Raw genomic sequence first — 13,636 nt, 5'->3', positions numbered from 1 at the left:
ATGCTCGATACACAGAACGTCGTTAGCCTCACGGTTGACGGTGTGGATTACAGCGGCTGGAAATCAGTGGAAATATCGGCGGGGCTGGGGCGCCCGGCCCCGGGCTTCAACCCGGGGATTACCTGGGAGGGGGGGGATCAGAAGATCGAGGGGCCGATCAAGCAGGGCGCAAAGTGTCAGGTGAGCATCGGTGATGACCTGGTGCTGACCGGCTGGGTGTTCGGTACGCCGATCAGCTATGACGACAAGCAGATTACTCGGTCGGTCACCGGGCGGTCGTTGCCGGCGGATCTGGTGGACTGCGCCGCGGTGAACAAGCCCGGGCAGTGGAACAGCCAGGGCGTGCTGTCGATCGTCAAGGCGCTGGCCGCGCCCTACAAGATCGCCGTGCGCAGCGAGATCCCCGAAAGCTCAAAGCTGTCCGACCACACCATCGAGCCCGGCGAGTCGGCATTTGAGTCCATTGACCGGCTGCTGACGCTGTTCCGGGTGTTCTCCACCGATGACGCCCGCGGTATGGCGGTGCTCGCCAAACCGGGTAGCGAGGGGCGGGCCTTCGATGCGCTGGCCGCGGGGCGGAACATCAAGGCGGGCGATGCGCCGCTCGACTTCTCTGGGGTGTATTCGGAGTACCAGGTGCTGGGACAAAAGACCGGTACCGATGAAGAGTTCGGCGAAGCTGCGGCGGAAGTGTCGGCCAAGGTCACGGACGAACGAACGACTCGGCGGCGCGTGAAGATCATTCAGGAGTCGGGGCAGGTCACCCAGGAGCTGGCCCAGGCCCGGGCGAACTGGGAGCGCAGCACGCGGATGGGCAAGGCGCTTTCCGCGACCTACACGGTGCAGGGCTGGCGGCAATCGAACGGCCAGTTGTGGAAGCACAACATGATCGTCCGTGTTGTGGATCCGATCATTGGCTTCGACCGCGACATGCTGATCGCCGAGATCACTTACAGCCTGAGCGACCAGGGCATGACCACGAAAATGCTGGTCGGCCCGCCGGATGGTTTCGAGCCCGAGCCGGACGACTCCCACAAGAACCGCAAGCTGAAGAAGGGCGGCAAGGGCGACAACTTCGAATACCTGATTCCCGCTGACTATGAGCCTAAAAAATGAGCCTGATGAAGATGCTTGCCCGCGGCACGGTGGTACTGGCTGACGCGGCGAAGAAGCTGCAAACCCTGCAGGTGCGGCTGACGGCTGGAGAAGTGAAGGACAAGGTTGAACACTTCGAACCCTATGGCCTCACCAGTAACCCGCTGGCGGGGGCTGAAGTGTTGACCGCGTTCCTCGGTGGGGATCGGTCCCATGGGGTGGTGCTGGTGGCCTCGGATCGTCGCTACCGGGTGCAGGAGTTGAAGCCCGGCGAGGTCGCCATCTACAGCGACGAAGGCGACAAGGTGCACCTCAAGCGTGGACGGGTGATCGAGGTTGTCACAGAGACGCTGAACATAACTGCCAGTAGCGCCGTGAACATCGATACACCCCTGCTCACCCAGACAGGGAAGATCGTTTCACAGGGTGACCAGATAGCCGGCGGGGTCAGCCAGATTAATCACGTTCACGGCGGCGTCATGCCGGGCCCGGGCCAGACAACTGTGCCTGTTCCAGGGGGCTGACGATGATCATATCGGGAACCCTTGAAACCTCGCTGATTCGGGCGGTGGTGATTAGCCTGTTTACCTGGCGCCGCGCCGCGACCGATGACCCGATTGACGATGAAGAGCGCTTCGGCTGGTGGGGTGACAGCTTCCCGGAGGTGGTCGATGACCGGATCGGCTCCCGCCTGTGGCTGTTGCGCCGGGTCAAGCTCACCCGAGAAACCCAGCTCGATGCCGAGTTCTATGCCCGGGAGGCTCTGCAATGGCTGCTCGATGATGGCGATGTGATTCGCATCGAGATCCGCAGCGAGCGGGCCACGGACAGCCGCCTGAACCTCGGTGTAATCCTGACCATCTCCACCGGCGAACGCCTGGAGATCCACCCAACAGAGCTATGGCAGGTGATTTATGCCGTTTGAAACTCCTACGCTTCCCGTGCTTGTCAATCGCACACAAAGCGACCTGGCCGGCGATGCGTTGCGGCGCTCCGATGCTCAGGTGCTGGCCCGAGCGCTGAGCGGTGCTGCCTTCGGCCTGTACGGTTACCTGGGCTGGATCGCCGAGCAGATTCTGCCGGACACGGCTGAAGTCGAAACGCTGGAGCGGATCGCCTCCCTTCGCCTCAATCAGCCAAGGAAAGCTGCCCAGCCGACCCAAGGTATTGCCAGTTTTACCGCAGCTGCAGGCGCTGTGCTGGACGCTGACACCGTATTGCAGGCCAGGGATGGCCGGGCCTACCGCGTCACTGCAGGAGTGACCACGGTTGCTGGTACCAACACCGCGACGCTTGAAGCGGTGGACGCTGGAACGCTGGGCAACGCGGACGCCGGCCTGGTGCTAAACCTCGTTCAGCCGGTCCAGGGAGTGGCGGACTCGTTCACTGTCCTGGCTCCCGGTCTGTTGGGCGGTGTGGCCCAGGAAAGCGTTGAGTCATTGCGGGCCCGGGTCATTCAGTCCTATCGCGTGGTACCTCATGGCGGCTCGGCGGATGACTATGAAACCTGGGCGTTGGAATGCCCCGGTATTACCCGGGCCTGGACCCGGCGGCTGTATATGGGGCCGGGTACGGTGGCGGTGTTCGTAATGCGTGACGACGATACCGATCCGGTGCCAACGGTCGAACAGCTGGCCGAGGTGAAGCAGTACATCGAGCCCCGGCGACCGGTAACGGCTGAGGTGTATGTCTTGGCCCCCACGCGCAAATCGGTGGTGTACAGCATCCGGCTGAATCCGGATACCTCTGCTGTCCGGGCGGCCGTCGAGGCGCAATTGCGTGACCTGCATGCGCGGGAGGCGGCACTGGGTGAGTCCCTTTTGCTGACTCATATCGCCGAGGCCATCAGTGGATCCGCTGGTGAGTGGGACCACCAACTGGTGGCACCCGTTGCTGACGTAGCAGCCAAGCCTAACGAGCTGCTGACGTATGGGGGCTGCCTATGGCTGGCTTAAGAACGGCGCAGCAGTACCGAGCCCAGTTGAGGGCGTTGCTCCCCGCGGGCCCGGCCTGGGAACCTGAGCGCGTGCCTGAGTTGGCGTTAGTTCTAACGGGCTTGTCGCAGGAGCTGGCGCGCATCGAAGCACGGGCCTTCGCCTTGCTGAATGAGATGGATGCCGGCGGCGTGAATGAGCTGGTGCCGGATTGGGAGCGGGTCATGGGGCTGCCGGATCCCTGCATTGGGCTTGAGCCCGTATTTGAGGATCGCCGTCTGGCAGTGCGCCAACGGCTGACGGCAGTCGGCGGGCAATCCTGTGGCTACTTCATCGAGATCGCGGTGCGCCTCGGCTACCCCGAGGCCACCATCACAGAGCGTCGGGCCCCGCGGTTTGGTCGCTCCCGATTTGGCGCCGCCCACTTCGGTACCTGGTCCGCTCAGTTTATGTGGACGCTCAACACGGGGCCGCGCCGCCGCCTGGGTCGGCGCTTCGGTGCCAGCTATTGGGGTGAGCGCTTCGGGGTCAACCCGAGCGGCGCCCTGGAGTGCGTCATTCGTCGCAGCGCTCCGGCGCATGCATTGGAATCAATCAACTATGGGGTGGGTGTGTAGATGGACTATCCGAAAAGCGTACCGAACGTGGGCCTGGTCAACGGCAAGTTTGTTGACGAAAACACCGCGACCGGGCAAGTCGGTTCTTTGATTCCTTCAGTTTGGGGGAACGCTGTTACTGATGAGCTGCTGAACGTTATTCGTGCGGCTGGCATTGTTCCTGCCGAGGCTGATCATAGTCAGTTGGTGGCTGCTATCAAAAAGCTGGCCGAAACTGACCCTTTAGTCTTTGCAAGTCAGGAAGATGCAGAGGCAGGTATTGATACAGTAAAAGTAATGAGTGCACTTAGAGTCTTTCAAGCTATTGCGAAAGCGGTCCCGCAGGCGTCCGAGAGTGTACGTGGCATTGCAAAGAGTGCGACATCGGTGCAAATGGCTGCTGGCACCGACGATGCGACATTTGTCACGCCGAAAAAGCACCGAGCTGCAGGCCTGGGGTTAAGCGGGATTCGGACAGAGGATCTGAGCAACGCAAACGTGGCATTGGCTGCGGCGGATATTGGTTCGCTGGTGGTGTTTGGTGGCTCTGGTGGTGGCTCACTGACGCTACCGAAAGCAAACACCGTGCGAGCGGGTGCGTCTATCACCATCCACGCTGCCAGTGCTGTTGCGGGTACCAACACGTTGAGGGCTGTAGCGGGCGACACTTTGTCAGGGATGCTGCAGTTTATGGTGCCTGCCGGGGTGATGCGCAGTGGTGACTCTGTCGTTTGCACGTCGGATGGCACCTCAAACTGGGTTATCTCGGTTGATTGCACCTACAATTTTGTTGCGCAGGCAGTCGCGCAGTTGTTTACGAGTGGGCAGTCCCTTATTCAGGCGGCAGGGTATGACAGAACGCCTGGCGGAAAGATCCACCAGTGGGGGATTTTTACCTATACCGCAGTCGGCGCTCAGTCTGTTGCTATACCTTTACCGATTCAATTCCCCAATGGGATTCTTTCCGGCACTGTTAGCGCTCCTTCGAGGCTGACTAACACGGCTATCGGCGTCGATATTCCCGCCTCTACAAAGTCCTCTCTTTCGTTCGCCTCTCTCACCGCCAGCGGTTCGGGACCATCAACGGTTTTTTATAATGCTTGGGGGTTCTAAATTGATTTTTTTCAGTAAAAAAGAGCTGACATTCATTGATGATAATTTGAGCTCAGCTCTGCCAGATGACGCCCAAGTTATTAGTGCGCTTGAGCATGCCGTCCTGTATGCAGGCGTAGCGGCTGGTAAGGCAATCGACTTCAGTGGAGACAGGCCGGTTCTGGTTGATCGACCGCCGCCCACGGTGGAGCAGTTTCGCCAAGCGGCGCTTTTACAGCGTGATCGAGAGCTGAGCATCGCCGCACTGCGCATTGGACCTCTGCAGGATGCTGTAGACGTAGGGCGTGCTACCGAAGAGGAGGCTGCGAGCTTGCTGCAATGGAAGGGCTACCGCATTGACTTGATGCGGATTGAGCAGCAAAAAGGATTCCCCACCGCTATCGGCTGGCCACTATCGCCAGACTCTGGCACTGACCAATAAACGCCCCGCATTTACGGGGCGTTTTCATTTACGGCCTATGAGGTTTTCCCTATGCCTATCACACAGCAGCAGTTGCTGCAGATCCTCCCCAACGCCGGCGCTAAAGCCGGCGTTTTTGTTCCTGCTCTCAACGCGGCCATGAGCAAGTACGGCATCGTCACCCGCCTGCGCATGGCGGCATTCATCGCGCAGATCGGCCATGAGTCCGGCCAGTTGCAATGGGTGCGCGAGCTGGGCAGCAATCAGTACTTGAGCAAGTACGACACCGGCAATCTGGCCAAGCGCCTGGGCAACACCCCCGAAGCGGATGGCGATGGCCAGAAGTATCGGGGCCGGGGGCTGATTCAGATCACCGGTCGGGCCAACTATGAAGCCTGCAGTGACGCTCTGTTCAGCGATGCTCGATTGCTCAACACCCCCGAACTACTGGAAAACCCAGTCTATGCAGCGCTGTCTGCAGGGTGGTTCTGGCAGCGGGCGGGGTTGAACACCCTGGCCGATAAGGGCGACTTTCTCACCATCACCAAGCGCATCAACGGTGGCACCAATGGCCTGGCGGATCGCGAGGCTCTGTATGAGAGTGCGTTGAAGGTGCTGTCTTGAAGTCCCCGGGCTGGCTGTTGCCGGTCCTGGCCCTGGTACTGGGGTTCGCCCTGGGTGGTTGGCTGGCCTGGACGTGGCAGGCCAACACCTACGGCAAGGCTCTGGCTGACCAGGCCAAGGCGTACAGCACGGACCGCGAGCAGGCCGCCACGGCAGTGATCAACTGGCAGGGAACTCAGCAGGACGCCCGCCGGGCTCTGGAGGACCGCCTGCAGGCGAATGACGAAACCCATTACAAGGAACTGCGTGATGCTCAGACGAATCAAGCTCGCCTGCGTGATCGGCTTGCTACTGCTGACCTGCGGCTGTCAGTCCTACTCAACCCCGCCGCCTCGGGTGGTGGCGGTGGGTTGCCAGCCACAGCCGGCACCTGCGGCGTGGTTCATGGAAGAGCGCGAGCCGAACTTGACCCAGCGGCTGCTCAACGAATTATCACCATCGCCGGAGACGGTGACCAAGGATTGAGCGCGCTGGCGGCCTGCCAGAGCTACGTCAAAGAAATGGTTTCAACGAAGTGAAAGAGGAGCGGGCCGGTGGGGTGCGACAACATCCACCGACCCGCCGACCCGCAGAGTGCTCCTGCAAGTCCAGCCAAAGCTTTCTTGCTGTCGAAGTTCCGATAGACCATGGCCTTTGAACCTTGGGCTGTCGCTACGATGGCGTCCTTGCTGAGGCAGTCGGAGCCTTGCTGCAGAAACAGCTGGCTGTTAAATGGTGAGCAGTTTGCGCCGCTTTTTCTCGCTCCGGCTGGGGATAGGAGGATGCGCGGGCTGCAACTGCGATATTTTGGCTACTCTTTCTTGGGGAGTGCGTACGCTATTACGTAGTCGCCTCGGTCCGGAGACAGGCGCGCCCCGCCAGCGACCACCACCACGTATTGGCGACCGCTCTTGGGTGAGCGATACGTCATCGGTGTGGCTTGCCCACCGACTGGCAGCCGACCTTTCCAGATTTCCTTGCCGGTTGCCATGTCCATAGCCCGTAGGTAGTAATCCTGAGTCCCAGCATAGAATACAAGACCTGCGCTTGTAGCCGCGCCGCCGCCCAGGGTTGGCATGCCCAACGGTATCGGCAGGTGGGGGCGCACACGGCGAACCACGATGTCTCGCGTGGTACCGGCAGGACGCTCCCAAACCTTCTTGCGGGTGTTCAGGTCAATGGCGGCGAACACGCCCCAGGGAGGGCTTTGGCACGGGATACCTAGCACTGAGTTGAAGTTTTTGTGGTCGATCACAAACGGCGTACCTTCCATTGGGGTGGTGCCAACGGTATGGATGGACCTAGGCTGCGGTTTGGCCGTTTCACGAGGCTGGAGCCTTACTACTTGGGGAATGCGAATATCGTTGATGAACAGGTAACCTGTGTTCTCGTCGATGGCACCGCCGCCCCAGTTGAATCCTCCGTAATAGCCAGGATAAATCAGCGTGTCTTGGGTGCTCGGTGCGGTGAACTCACCCTTGTAGTTTAGTTTTTTGAAGTCGATACGGCACTGCAACTGGTCAAAAAAGGTTGTACCCCACATGTCTCTTTCAGTTAACGGCTGCGCGCCGAATGACGGCATGCCCACCGAGTAGGGTTGAGTCTTGGCGACCCAGTCGCCGGTGGCTACGTCCTGAGGTACGGTTCGTTCGACTACGTCGGCAATCGGTTTGCCGGTGCGGCGGTCGAGCATGAAGATCTGCCCGCGTTTGGTCAGCTGGATCAGTGCTGGGACCTTGCCGCCCTTTCCGTCAGGCACGTCGTACAGCGTGGGTTGAGCCGCAAGATCGTAGTCCCAGATGTCGTGGTGGACGGTCTGGAAGGTCCAGCGTTCTCGACCGGTGGCCATGTCTAGTGCTACCACTGCTGATGAGTACTTCTCGCTCAGCTCCGGGCGATTACCACCCCAGAAGTCGGGTGTCTGGTTGCCGGTGGGCAGGTATACCAGGCCCAACTCGTCGTCGAACGCAGGCGTTGACCACATGTTGGGGGTGCCGCGGGTATAGGTATCGCCTTCCGGCGGTAGTTTGGTGATGGTCGGGTTGCCCAAGTCCCATGCCCAGACCAGCTGGCCAGTATCTGCACTAAACGCACGCACGACGCCAGAGGGTTCGTCGGTGGAAAGACCGTCAACGACCCAGCCGCCGAGAATAATCAAGTTGCGCGATACGGTGGGGGCCGATGTGTAGGCGTAGTACGTCACACTGTCCTTGGTTATTTCGCCAAGGCCGGTAGTCAGGTCAACCGAGCCCTTGTCGCCGAACGCTTCACAGGGCTTGCCGGTGTCGGCATCGATTTCCAGCAAGCGCGCATCCATTGTTACTTGCACGATGCGCCGGGCGCAGCTGTTGTCTTTCGCAGCCGCCACAGGTTTGAGATCAGTGAACACCAGCGGATGCTCGACCTTGGCTGGCTCGTAATAGCTCACGCCACGGCAACGGTTCCAGATGTTGATATTGCTTGGCTTGGGATCGAACACCCAACGCTGCTTTCCGGTATCGGCATCCAAGGCAATGACTTTGCTGGTTGGTGTGCAGGTATAGAGAGTGTCGCCGACCTGGATAGGAGTGTTCTGGTACTCGGACGCACCTCTGGCGATTTCGCCGGTGCGATAGGTCCAGGCGACCTGTAATTGATCTACGTTGTCTTTGTTGATCTGAGTTTGTGGGGAGAAGCGTGTGCCTGCCGGTGTGCTGCCGTAATGGCTCCAGTCGGCAACAGAATCACTCTCCAGTTTTTTCGTTTGCGCAGCCGGCTCACCTTCAATAACACCATGTGGGATAAACGCTGCGTATATACCTGCTACCAACGCCACTGCAAACAGCGTTGCGCTGCCATAGCTGACGGCTCGATTGCGCCCTTGTACCAGCCACGGGTGTAACAGCGAGGCCAGCAAGCCGATCACAAGGAACGGTGCAATGCGCGGCACCATTGGCCAGAACGCAAAGCCAACTTCCCAGACAGACCACAGTACTGTGGCTACAAATATTGCGAATATGATTATTGTGGCGACGGGTTTTCTACACAGGTAAAGCACGCCTGAAACAGCCATGCCCAGCCCTGCAGGCAGGTAGTACCAGGAACCGTCTAGGGTAATCAGTTGCCAGCCTTTTACAGTCAGAAATAATCCGCTGAGTCCAAGTAGGGTCCCGAACACCGCCACAATCAAAGATTTTCCTCGGGAGGCATTGGCCTCTTGTTTAGCATTTTTCATTAAGTGATCTCTGTAACCGGCAGCGAGGGTCTTTGAGCGCACTACCGGTTGAGGTAAGAAGTGGTACTGAACGTCACAGTCAGTATTTTGATTAGTGTGTTTTCACGAAGGAAGACAATTTGCGTTAGATGCGAAATTTATTAACAAATTATTCCAGTGCGAAATGTTCGGTGTTCTTTCATTTTTCTTTGCTGAATTTTTGCTACAGCAAGCATGATAATTTAATTAAGTTAATGAAATATAAGGATTTATATTTTTGATGTGCCCGATCCATCATCGTGCTGATATATATTGGCAATCATTAGGAAAATCGGGCGCTATTCTATGTGTGTGAGTACCGGCATGTAAAAGGCGTCCAACACCTCCTATACAGAGGCGTAGGTGCCTTCTCTTAATCCTATTGCAGTAGCCCTGTTTGTAGAGTGGGCTCAGCAGTACAGCTACATATAACTTAAACAATCGGCTGTCTTGCCAGGTGGTTTATAGGTGTAGTGGTTCTGGGCTTCAAAGCTTGTTGATAATGCTTTGTTCTGCGAACTCTGTAAAAACTTCATCTGGCAGCTGGGAAGAGTGGTCGAGTAGTTCTGCCTTGATGAAGCTAGATATAGTATTTCTCCATTTTACAGGGTCGCTCCTTTCTTCTGTTGCCGCATCTCTGATTTTTTTATAATCTGCCTCCGTAAGCGGGGCGTGATTTATTTTTTCTATATAGTCTCGAAAGAGATGTAATGAAGCGTCGGCAATGTTCCCTATAAATAAGTGGGCTTTAAGTGCGATCATCGCTTGGATTTGGTGCTTCTCAGATTGTTTGCTTAATAAGTAGAGAAGGTCTGCTGTGCTTCGGTAGGAAGTTCCAAGCTTGGGGGTTTCGTTTGCTAAGCCGCATGCACCAAAAATAAAGCATGATTGTTCTTTAGGGTCGATATTTGAAGAAAATGATTTTGGGGCTTTCTTTTTGTAGCGGCTAGTGACAAAACTGCTAAGCAGTTGAGCTAGTACAGCTATTAATGTAATGGCTGCGAAGATGTAATCAAAACTTGTTTTTTCGGTCTTGTTGCTGACGTCTGTGGCTTTGATTCCGGGCGCCCTGGCAACTACTACGGGAGCGGAGTTGTTATTTTGCTGGGTGGTCAGAAGCGATATTTTTATAGTGTCCTCAGGGTTCAAGATATCTGCATTCAACTCGAATGTTGATTTTGATCTTGTTTCGTCAATTTTAACCCCTGCCGTTGCATCGGCTGCGACTTCACTCAGCTCTCCACTTGGAAGTCTAATTTGGATGAAGGCATTTTTTATTTCTTTCGACCCTTTATTGTTCACCTCTAGGACGAAAATACGTTTGGCCCCATCTGGGCTGCTGAAGCTTGGTCCGCCAACAAGGGTGTATACCATTTCTGGCGACTTATTAGTGAGCCAGTACGTAGCAAAACTTGCAGCTACTGTGAATACACCAGTAAGGCCGGCTGTTATTAGGGCTATCTTTACAGAGTCCTTCACAGTTTACTCGTCCATTATATCAATTCGCACCGCCTGTCTAAGCAGATTTTCGGTGCTATCACGGTTAACAAGTTTTATCTTAATGATGCAGGGACTGAAAGTGGTCCTTGTCATGACAAGCCGTATTATGCAATAGATTGAACTGATCGGCTACAACGGTTGCTTGAGCAAGGTCGGTTGCGATTGGTATCACGGTGCCCTAAGAGAGTGTCAAGGGGAAAAGATTTATGCATCAGTTGTGGATGGTCCGGATAAGGGGCTGCATGTCTGTAGGCCTTGAATTTAGAGGGTTTTAACTAGAGTGCGCCCAATCCATTATCGGAGCGATACAGCAACTACTTCCGACCAGTAGCTGTTGGCGGTGGTGTGTGGCCAGAATCGGCCATCCTGAGGTTAGCAGAATCCAGGACAGCACCCATGTCGGACTACAAATTTAGGCATTCTGTCGGCAGGGTGCCGCAGGAGGGCGGTTGCGGAAACTAAAGAAAAGATGCGGAAACGGCCAGCTGTTGATGGCAGACCTCTGTGACTGACGGGCACAAAAAAGCCCTGAAAAATCAGGGCTTTCTCGTTGAGATTTGGCGGAGGCGTAGAGATTCGAACTCTAGGACCTGTTACAGTCGGCGGTTTTCAAGACCGCTGCCTTAAACCACTCGGCCACACCTCCAGATCGCATTGCGGGCGCCATAATACCCGAATGAAACACACTGTCAAACTCTCTGCGTCGCGAGTTACAGAGCCTCTGTTATTATCCTTGCCACTAAATGTTTCCCCCAACAGGAGTGTCGCCATGCGCGAACAGGATTACGCAGTTAACAACGGCGTGCAGGCCGAGCAGCTAGAGGTTAGCCGCGTCCTGCGCAACACTTACGGCCTGCTGGCCCTGACCCTCGCGTTCAGCGGTGTCATGGCTTATGTGGCTCAGCAGATGCGGGTCGGCTACCCGAATATCTTCGTGGTGCTGATCGGTTTCTACGGTCTGTTCTTCCTCACCAACAAACTCCGTGACTCGGCCTGGGGCCTGGTGTCGGCTTTCGCCCTGACCGGTTTCATGGGCTTCTTGCTCGGTCCGATCCTCAACCGTTACCTGGGCATGCAGGGCGGCGCTGAAGTGGTCAGCTCGGCCTTCGCCATGACCGCCCTGGTGTTTGGCGGTCTGTCGGCCTATGTGCTGATCACCCGCAAGGACATGAGCTTCCTCGGTGGTTTCATCACCGCCGGTTTCTTCGTCCTGATGGGCGCCGTGCTGGCCAGCCTGTTCTTCCAGATCAGCGGCCTGCAGTTGGCGATCAGCGCCGGTTTCGTGCTGTTCTCCTCGGTGTGCATCCTGTTCCAGACCAGCGCCATCATCCACGGCGGCGAACGCAACTACATCATGGCCACCATCAGCCTGTATGTATCGATCTACAACCTGTTCGTCAGCCTGCTGCAGCTGTTCGGCATCATGGGTCGCGACGACTGATCCCGGTTGTTGAACCCATGAAAAAGCCCGCTTCGGCGGGCTTTTTGTTGTCCGGGTTTCCGGCGTGACAGGGGTTCAAGGGCTGTGCAGCTGCAAGCGTGCGCTGGCCATGGCGTCCTTGTTGACCTCGATGGAGAACGACAGGACCGAGACGTGCTGCTGTTCCAACTGGTCGATCCAGGTGATCAGGCCGTTGAGAGGCCCCTCCAGACTGAGGTTGACCCGTCCTTCATCCTCCTGATCCATGCGTTCCAGGTTGAGTCCGGCCTGGCTGCTGGAGCGTGCCAGCAGGCCCGGCAGGGCATCGCCGGAAATGACCGGGCCTGGGAGGGAAGAGGTGCTGGCGGGCAGCTGTTGCAGATCGTGAAGCAATTGCGTTTCCTCGGTATAGCGGCGCTCGGCCTGGGCCAGAGCCTGTTGTTGCGGTTGCCAGAGCAGGTAGAGGCTGGTCAGGCCAGCAAACACGGTCAGGGCCTGTAGCGCCCGTTGTTCGCGTTTTGCCAAGCGCTGCCAGCGGTGCCGGAGTGGGTTCGTCAGGGCGTTTCGGGCCGGGATCGAGGCGATGGGAAGCTTCATCGCTTACTCCTTGATTTGAAAGCGCGCGGAGACGCCTTGCGCGTCACGCACGGATGAGTCGGTGCTGACGTTCAGGCCCTGGTTGATCAGGCCCTCGCGCAGCAGTTGCAGATCGGCAAAGGCCGGGGCGCTGACTTGCAGGCTCCAGCCTTCCTCGGCCTGGTAATCCAGGCGCTGGATCTGTGACAGGGCGCCACCGCTGGCGGCCCATTGCTCCGCCAGTTGCGACAGGCGCAGGGCCACGCCTGGGGCTTCCTGCACCTGTTGACGTTGCTTGAGCCGCACCTGATGCGCCAGGTCGGCGCTGGCCGGTTCATCGCCGAAGCGTTCTTGCCAGAGACTCTGGCTGGCCGCGTGTAGCTGATCGCTGCGCTGCTCCAGGTACAGCCGGTGTCCGACGTTCTGCAGCAGTTGCGCGCCGCTTGCAATCGCCAGCACCAGCAGCGCCAGGCGCCAGGGCGTCGCTTTGCGGGTGCGGCGCTGGAATTGCCCCTGGCACAGGTCGATCGCCTGCAGGCTGCCCTGGCTGAGCACTTGCCAGGGCTGCTCTTCGGCTTGCCAGTGCTCCGGCTCCAGGCCGTCGATGCCCGGGGGCTCGGCGCCTTGCCACAGCAGCCCATCCGGCAACAGTCGACCCAGTTCGCCGAGCTCCTGCGGGTTGAGAGTCAGGCGTAGCGCGGCGCCGCCGCCCAGCAGCCAGCGGCCGTCCCAGGCCAGGGCGCGTGGCCGGTCCTGGGGCAGGCAGTCGGCGTCGATGTGCATGCGCGACGGTTGCAGCCCGTGCTCGGCCAGACGCTTGAGGCAACGCTGCAGGCGCTCGCGGTGGATGACCAGCACTGCGCAGTGACGTCGCTCGCGCAAGGGGCCATGGGCCAGATGCAGATCCTCGACATCGTCGATCAGTTGTTCTTCCAGGGCACTATGCAGAGCCTGGCGCAACCAGCGACCGCTGCGGGCCGGAACGCTGACCTGATGAAAGCTGGCCATTTCCATCGGCAGCAGCAGGGCGAAGGCATGCCCGCGCAAGTGTTCGGCGGCCTGCTCCAGATCGCCTTCCAGAGGGGCGCTGTCGACAGACCACCAGTGGCAATGCCAGGGGCGGTCGCCCGGGGTATGGGGTGAAAGGTAAAGCCAATGGCTCATCAC

At 58.1% G+C, this 13,636-nt stretch carries 14 protein-coding genes and 1 tRNA gene; 10 read left to right on the top strand and 5 right to left on the bottom strand.

The features are described from left to right. Genes DNK59_RS11165 through DNK59_RS11125 form a run of 9 tightly spaced genes read left to right on the top strand, consistent with a single transcriptional unit; the run spans position 1 to position 6,280 of the window. Positions 1-1,116 carry a phage baseplate assembly protein gene (locus tag DNK59_RS11165; protein ID WP_110723228.1) on the top strand — a complete coding sequence of 372 codons (1,116 nt, stop codon included), beginning with the start codon at positions 1-3 and terminating at the stop codon, positions 1,114-1,116. Continuing rightward, positions 1,113-1,619, top strand: a complete 507-nt coding sequence (locus DNK59_RS11160; protein ID WP_110723227.1) for a phage baseplate assembly protein V — start codon at positions 1,113-1,115, stop codon at positions 1,617-1,619. The genes DNK59_RS11165 and DNK59_RS11160 overlap by 4 nt, the downstream gene beginning before the upstream one ends. Positions 1,620-1,621: 2 nt before the next feature. Further along, complete coding sequence (locus tag DNK59_RS11155) at positions 1,622-2,020, top strand: phage GP46 family protein (RefSeq protein ID WP_110723226.1); 399 nt, start codon at positions 1,622-1,624, stop codon at positions 2,018-2,020. Further along, the gene (locus DNK59_RS11150) at positions 2,010-3,050 is read left to right on the top strand and encodes a baseplate J/gp47 family protein (protein WP_110723225.1); all 1,041 of its coding nucleotides are present in this window, start codon (positions 2,010-2,012) and stop codon (positions 3,048-3,050) included. Before DNK59_RS11155 ends, DNK59_RS11150 begins: the two co-directional genes overlap by 11 nt. Further along, a complete protein-coding gene (locus DNK59_RS11145; RefSeq protein ID WP_110723224.1) occupies positions 3,038-3,646 on the top strand; it encodes a YmfQ family protein in 609 nt (202 codons plus the stop codon). Before DNK59_RS11150 ends, DNK59_RS11145 begins: the two co-directional genes overlap by 13 nt. Continuing rightward, positions 3,647-4,738 carry a hypothetical protein gene (locus DNK59_RS11140; RefSeq protein WP_110723223.1) on the top strand — a complete coding sequence of 364 codons (1,092 nt, stop codon included), beginning with the start codon at positions 3,647-3,649 and terminating at the stop codon, positions 4,736-4,738. It abuts the gene before it with no gap. Then, on the top strand, positions 4,722-5,159 hold the full coding sequence (locus DNK59_RS11135) for a tail fiber assembly protein (protein ID WP_110723222.1): 438 nt from the start codon (positions 4,722-4,724) through the stop codon (positions 5,157-5,159). The genes DNK59_RS11140 and DNK59_RS11135 overlap by 17 nt, the downstream gene beginning before the upstream one ends. A 51-nt stretch (positions 5,160-5,210) precedes the next feature. Then, a complete protein-coding gene (locus tag DNK59_RS11130) occupies positions 5,211-5,762 on the top strand; it encodes a glycoside hydrolase family 19 protein (protein ID WP_110723221.1) in 552 nt (183 codons plus the stop codon). Continuing rightward, positions 5,759-6,280 carry a lysis system i-spanin subunit Rz gene (locus tag DNK59_RS11125; RefSeq protein ID WP_110723220.1) on the top strand — a complete coding sequence of 174 codons (522 nt, stop codon included), beginning with the start codon at positions 5,759-5,761 and terminating at the stop codon, positions 6,278-6,280. The genes DNK59_RS11130 and DNK59_RS11125 overlap by 4 nt, the downstream gene beginning before the upstream one ends. A gap of 272 nt (positions 6,281-6,552) precedes the next feature. Here DNK59_RS11125 and DNK59_RS11115 read toward each other — a convergent pair whose 3' ends face one another. The 3 genes from DNK59_RS11115 to DNK59_RS11110 all read right to left on the bottom strand — a co-directional run bounded on the left by DNK59_RS11115 (position 6,553) and on the right by DNK59_RS11110 (position 11,119). Further along, positions 6,553-8,955 (bottom strand): membrane-bound PQQ-dependent dehydrogenase, glucose/quinate/shikimate family, encoded by a 2,403-nt coding sequence (locus DNK59_RS11115; protein WP_110723218.1) that lies wholly within the window; start codon positions 8,953-8,955, stop codon positions 6,553-6,555. Between the two features lie 504 nt (positions 8,956-9,459). After that, positions 9,460-10,452, bottom strand: coding sequence for a hypothetical protein (locus tag DNK59_RS31635; protein WP_146249901.1), 993 nt, complete (start codon positions 10,450-10,452; stop codon positions 9,460-9,462). A 579-nt stretch (positions 10,453-11,031) separates the two neighbouring features. Next, positions 11,032-11,119 (bottom strand) — tRNA-Ser (locus DNK59_RS11110). A 123-nt stretch (positions 11,120-11,242) separates the two neighbouring features. Between DNK59_RS11110 and DNK59_RS11105 the strand changes: the two genes are divergently transcribed. Further along, the gene (locus DNK59_RS11105) at positions 11,243-11,914 is read left to right on the top strand and encodes a Bax inhibitor-1/YccA family protein (protein ID WP_011062013.1); all 672 of its coding nucleotides are present in this window, start codon (positions 11,243-11,245) and stop codon (positions 11,912-11,914) included. A 75-nt stretch (positions 11,915-11,989) separates the two neighbouring features. Here the strand turns inward: DNK59_RS11105 and gspM are convergent, their stop codons facing one another. After that, positions 11,990-12,490, bottom strand: a complete 501-nt coding sequence (gene gspM / locus DNK59_RS11100; protein ID WP_092313491.1) for a type II secretion system protein GspM — start codon at positions 12,488-12,490, stop codon at positions 11,990-11,992. 3 nt (positions 12,491-12,493) lie between these two features. After that, entirely contained in the window at positions 12,494-13,633 is a 1,140-nt protein-coding gene (gene gspL / locus DNK59_RS11095) for a type II secretion system protein GspL (RefSeq protein ID WP_110723217.1), read from the bottom strand. Positions 13,634-13,636: the final 3 nt, after the last annotated feature.

The sequence above is a fragment of the Pseudomonas sp. TKO26 genome (assembly GCF_003225665.1).
GTDB classification, from domain to species: domain Bacteria; phylum Pseudomonadota; class Gammaproteobacteria; order Pseudomonadales; family Pseudomonadaceae; genus Aquipseudomonas; species Aquipseudomonas saponiphila.
The sequence above is the reverse complement of the archived record's forward strand: the minus strand, read 5'-3'. Positions and strand labels throughout refer to the sequence as shown.

Excerpts from the sequence above, each read along its gene's own strand:
- gspL (WP_110723217.1), bottom strand. The coding sequence starts at position 13,633 with ATGAGCCATTGGCTTTACCTTTCACCCCATACCCCGGGCGACCGCCCC.
- DNK59_RS11105 (WP_011062013.1), top strand. The coding sequence starts at position 11,243 with ATGCGCGAACAGGATTACGCAGTTAACAACGGCGTGCAGGCCGAGCAG.
- DNK59_RS11160 (WP_110723227.1), top strand. The coding sequence starts at position 1,113 with ATGAGCCTGATGAAGATGCTTGCCCGCGGCACGGTGGTACTGGCTGAC.
- DNK59_RS11115 (WP_110723218.1), bottom strand. The coding sequence starts at position 8,955 with ATGAAAAATGCTAAACAAGAGGCCAATGCCTCCCGAGGAAAATCTTTG.
- DNK59_RS11135 (WP_110723222.1), top strand. The coding sequence starts at position 4,722 with ATGCTTGGGGGTTCTAAATTGATTTTTTTCAGTAAAAAAGAGCTGACA.
- DNK59_RS11150 (WP_110723225.1), top strand. The coding sequence starts at position 2,010 with ATGCCGTTTGAAACTCCTACGCTTCCCGTGCTTGTCAATCGCACACAA.
- DNK59_RS11165 (WP_110723228.1), top strand. The coding sequence starts at position 1 with ATGCTCGATACACAGAACGTCGTTAGCCTCACGGTTGACGGTGTGGAT.
- DNK59_RS11130 (WP_110723221.1), top strand. The coding sequence starts at position 5,211 with ATGCCTATCACACAGCAGCAGTTGCTGCAGATCCTCCCCAACGCCGGC.
- gspM (WP_092313491.1), bottom strand. The coding sequence starts at position 12,490 with ATGAAGCTTCCCATCGCCTCGATCCCGGCCCGAAACGCCCTGACGAAC.
- DNK59_RS11155 (WP_110723226.1), top strand. The coding sequence starts at position 1,622 with ATGATCATATCGGGAACCCTTGAAACCTCGCTGATTCGGGCGGTGGTG.
- DNK59_RS11140 (WP_110723223.1), top strand. The coding sequence starts at position 3,647 with ATGGACTATCCGAAAAGCGTACCGAACGTGGGCCTGGTCAACGGCAAG.
- DNK59_RS11145 (WP_110723224.1), top strand. The coding sequence starts at position 3,038 with ATGGCTGGCTTAAGAACGGCGCAGCAGTACCGAGCCCAGTTGAGGGCG.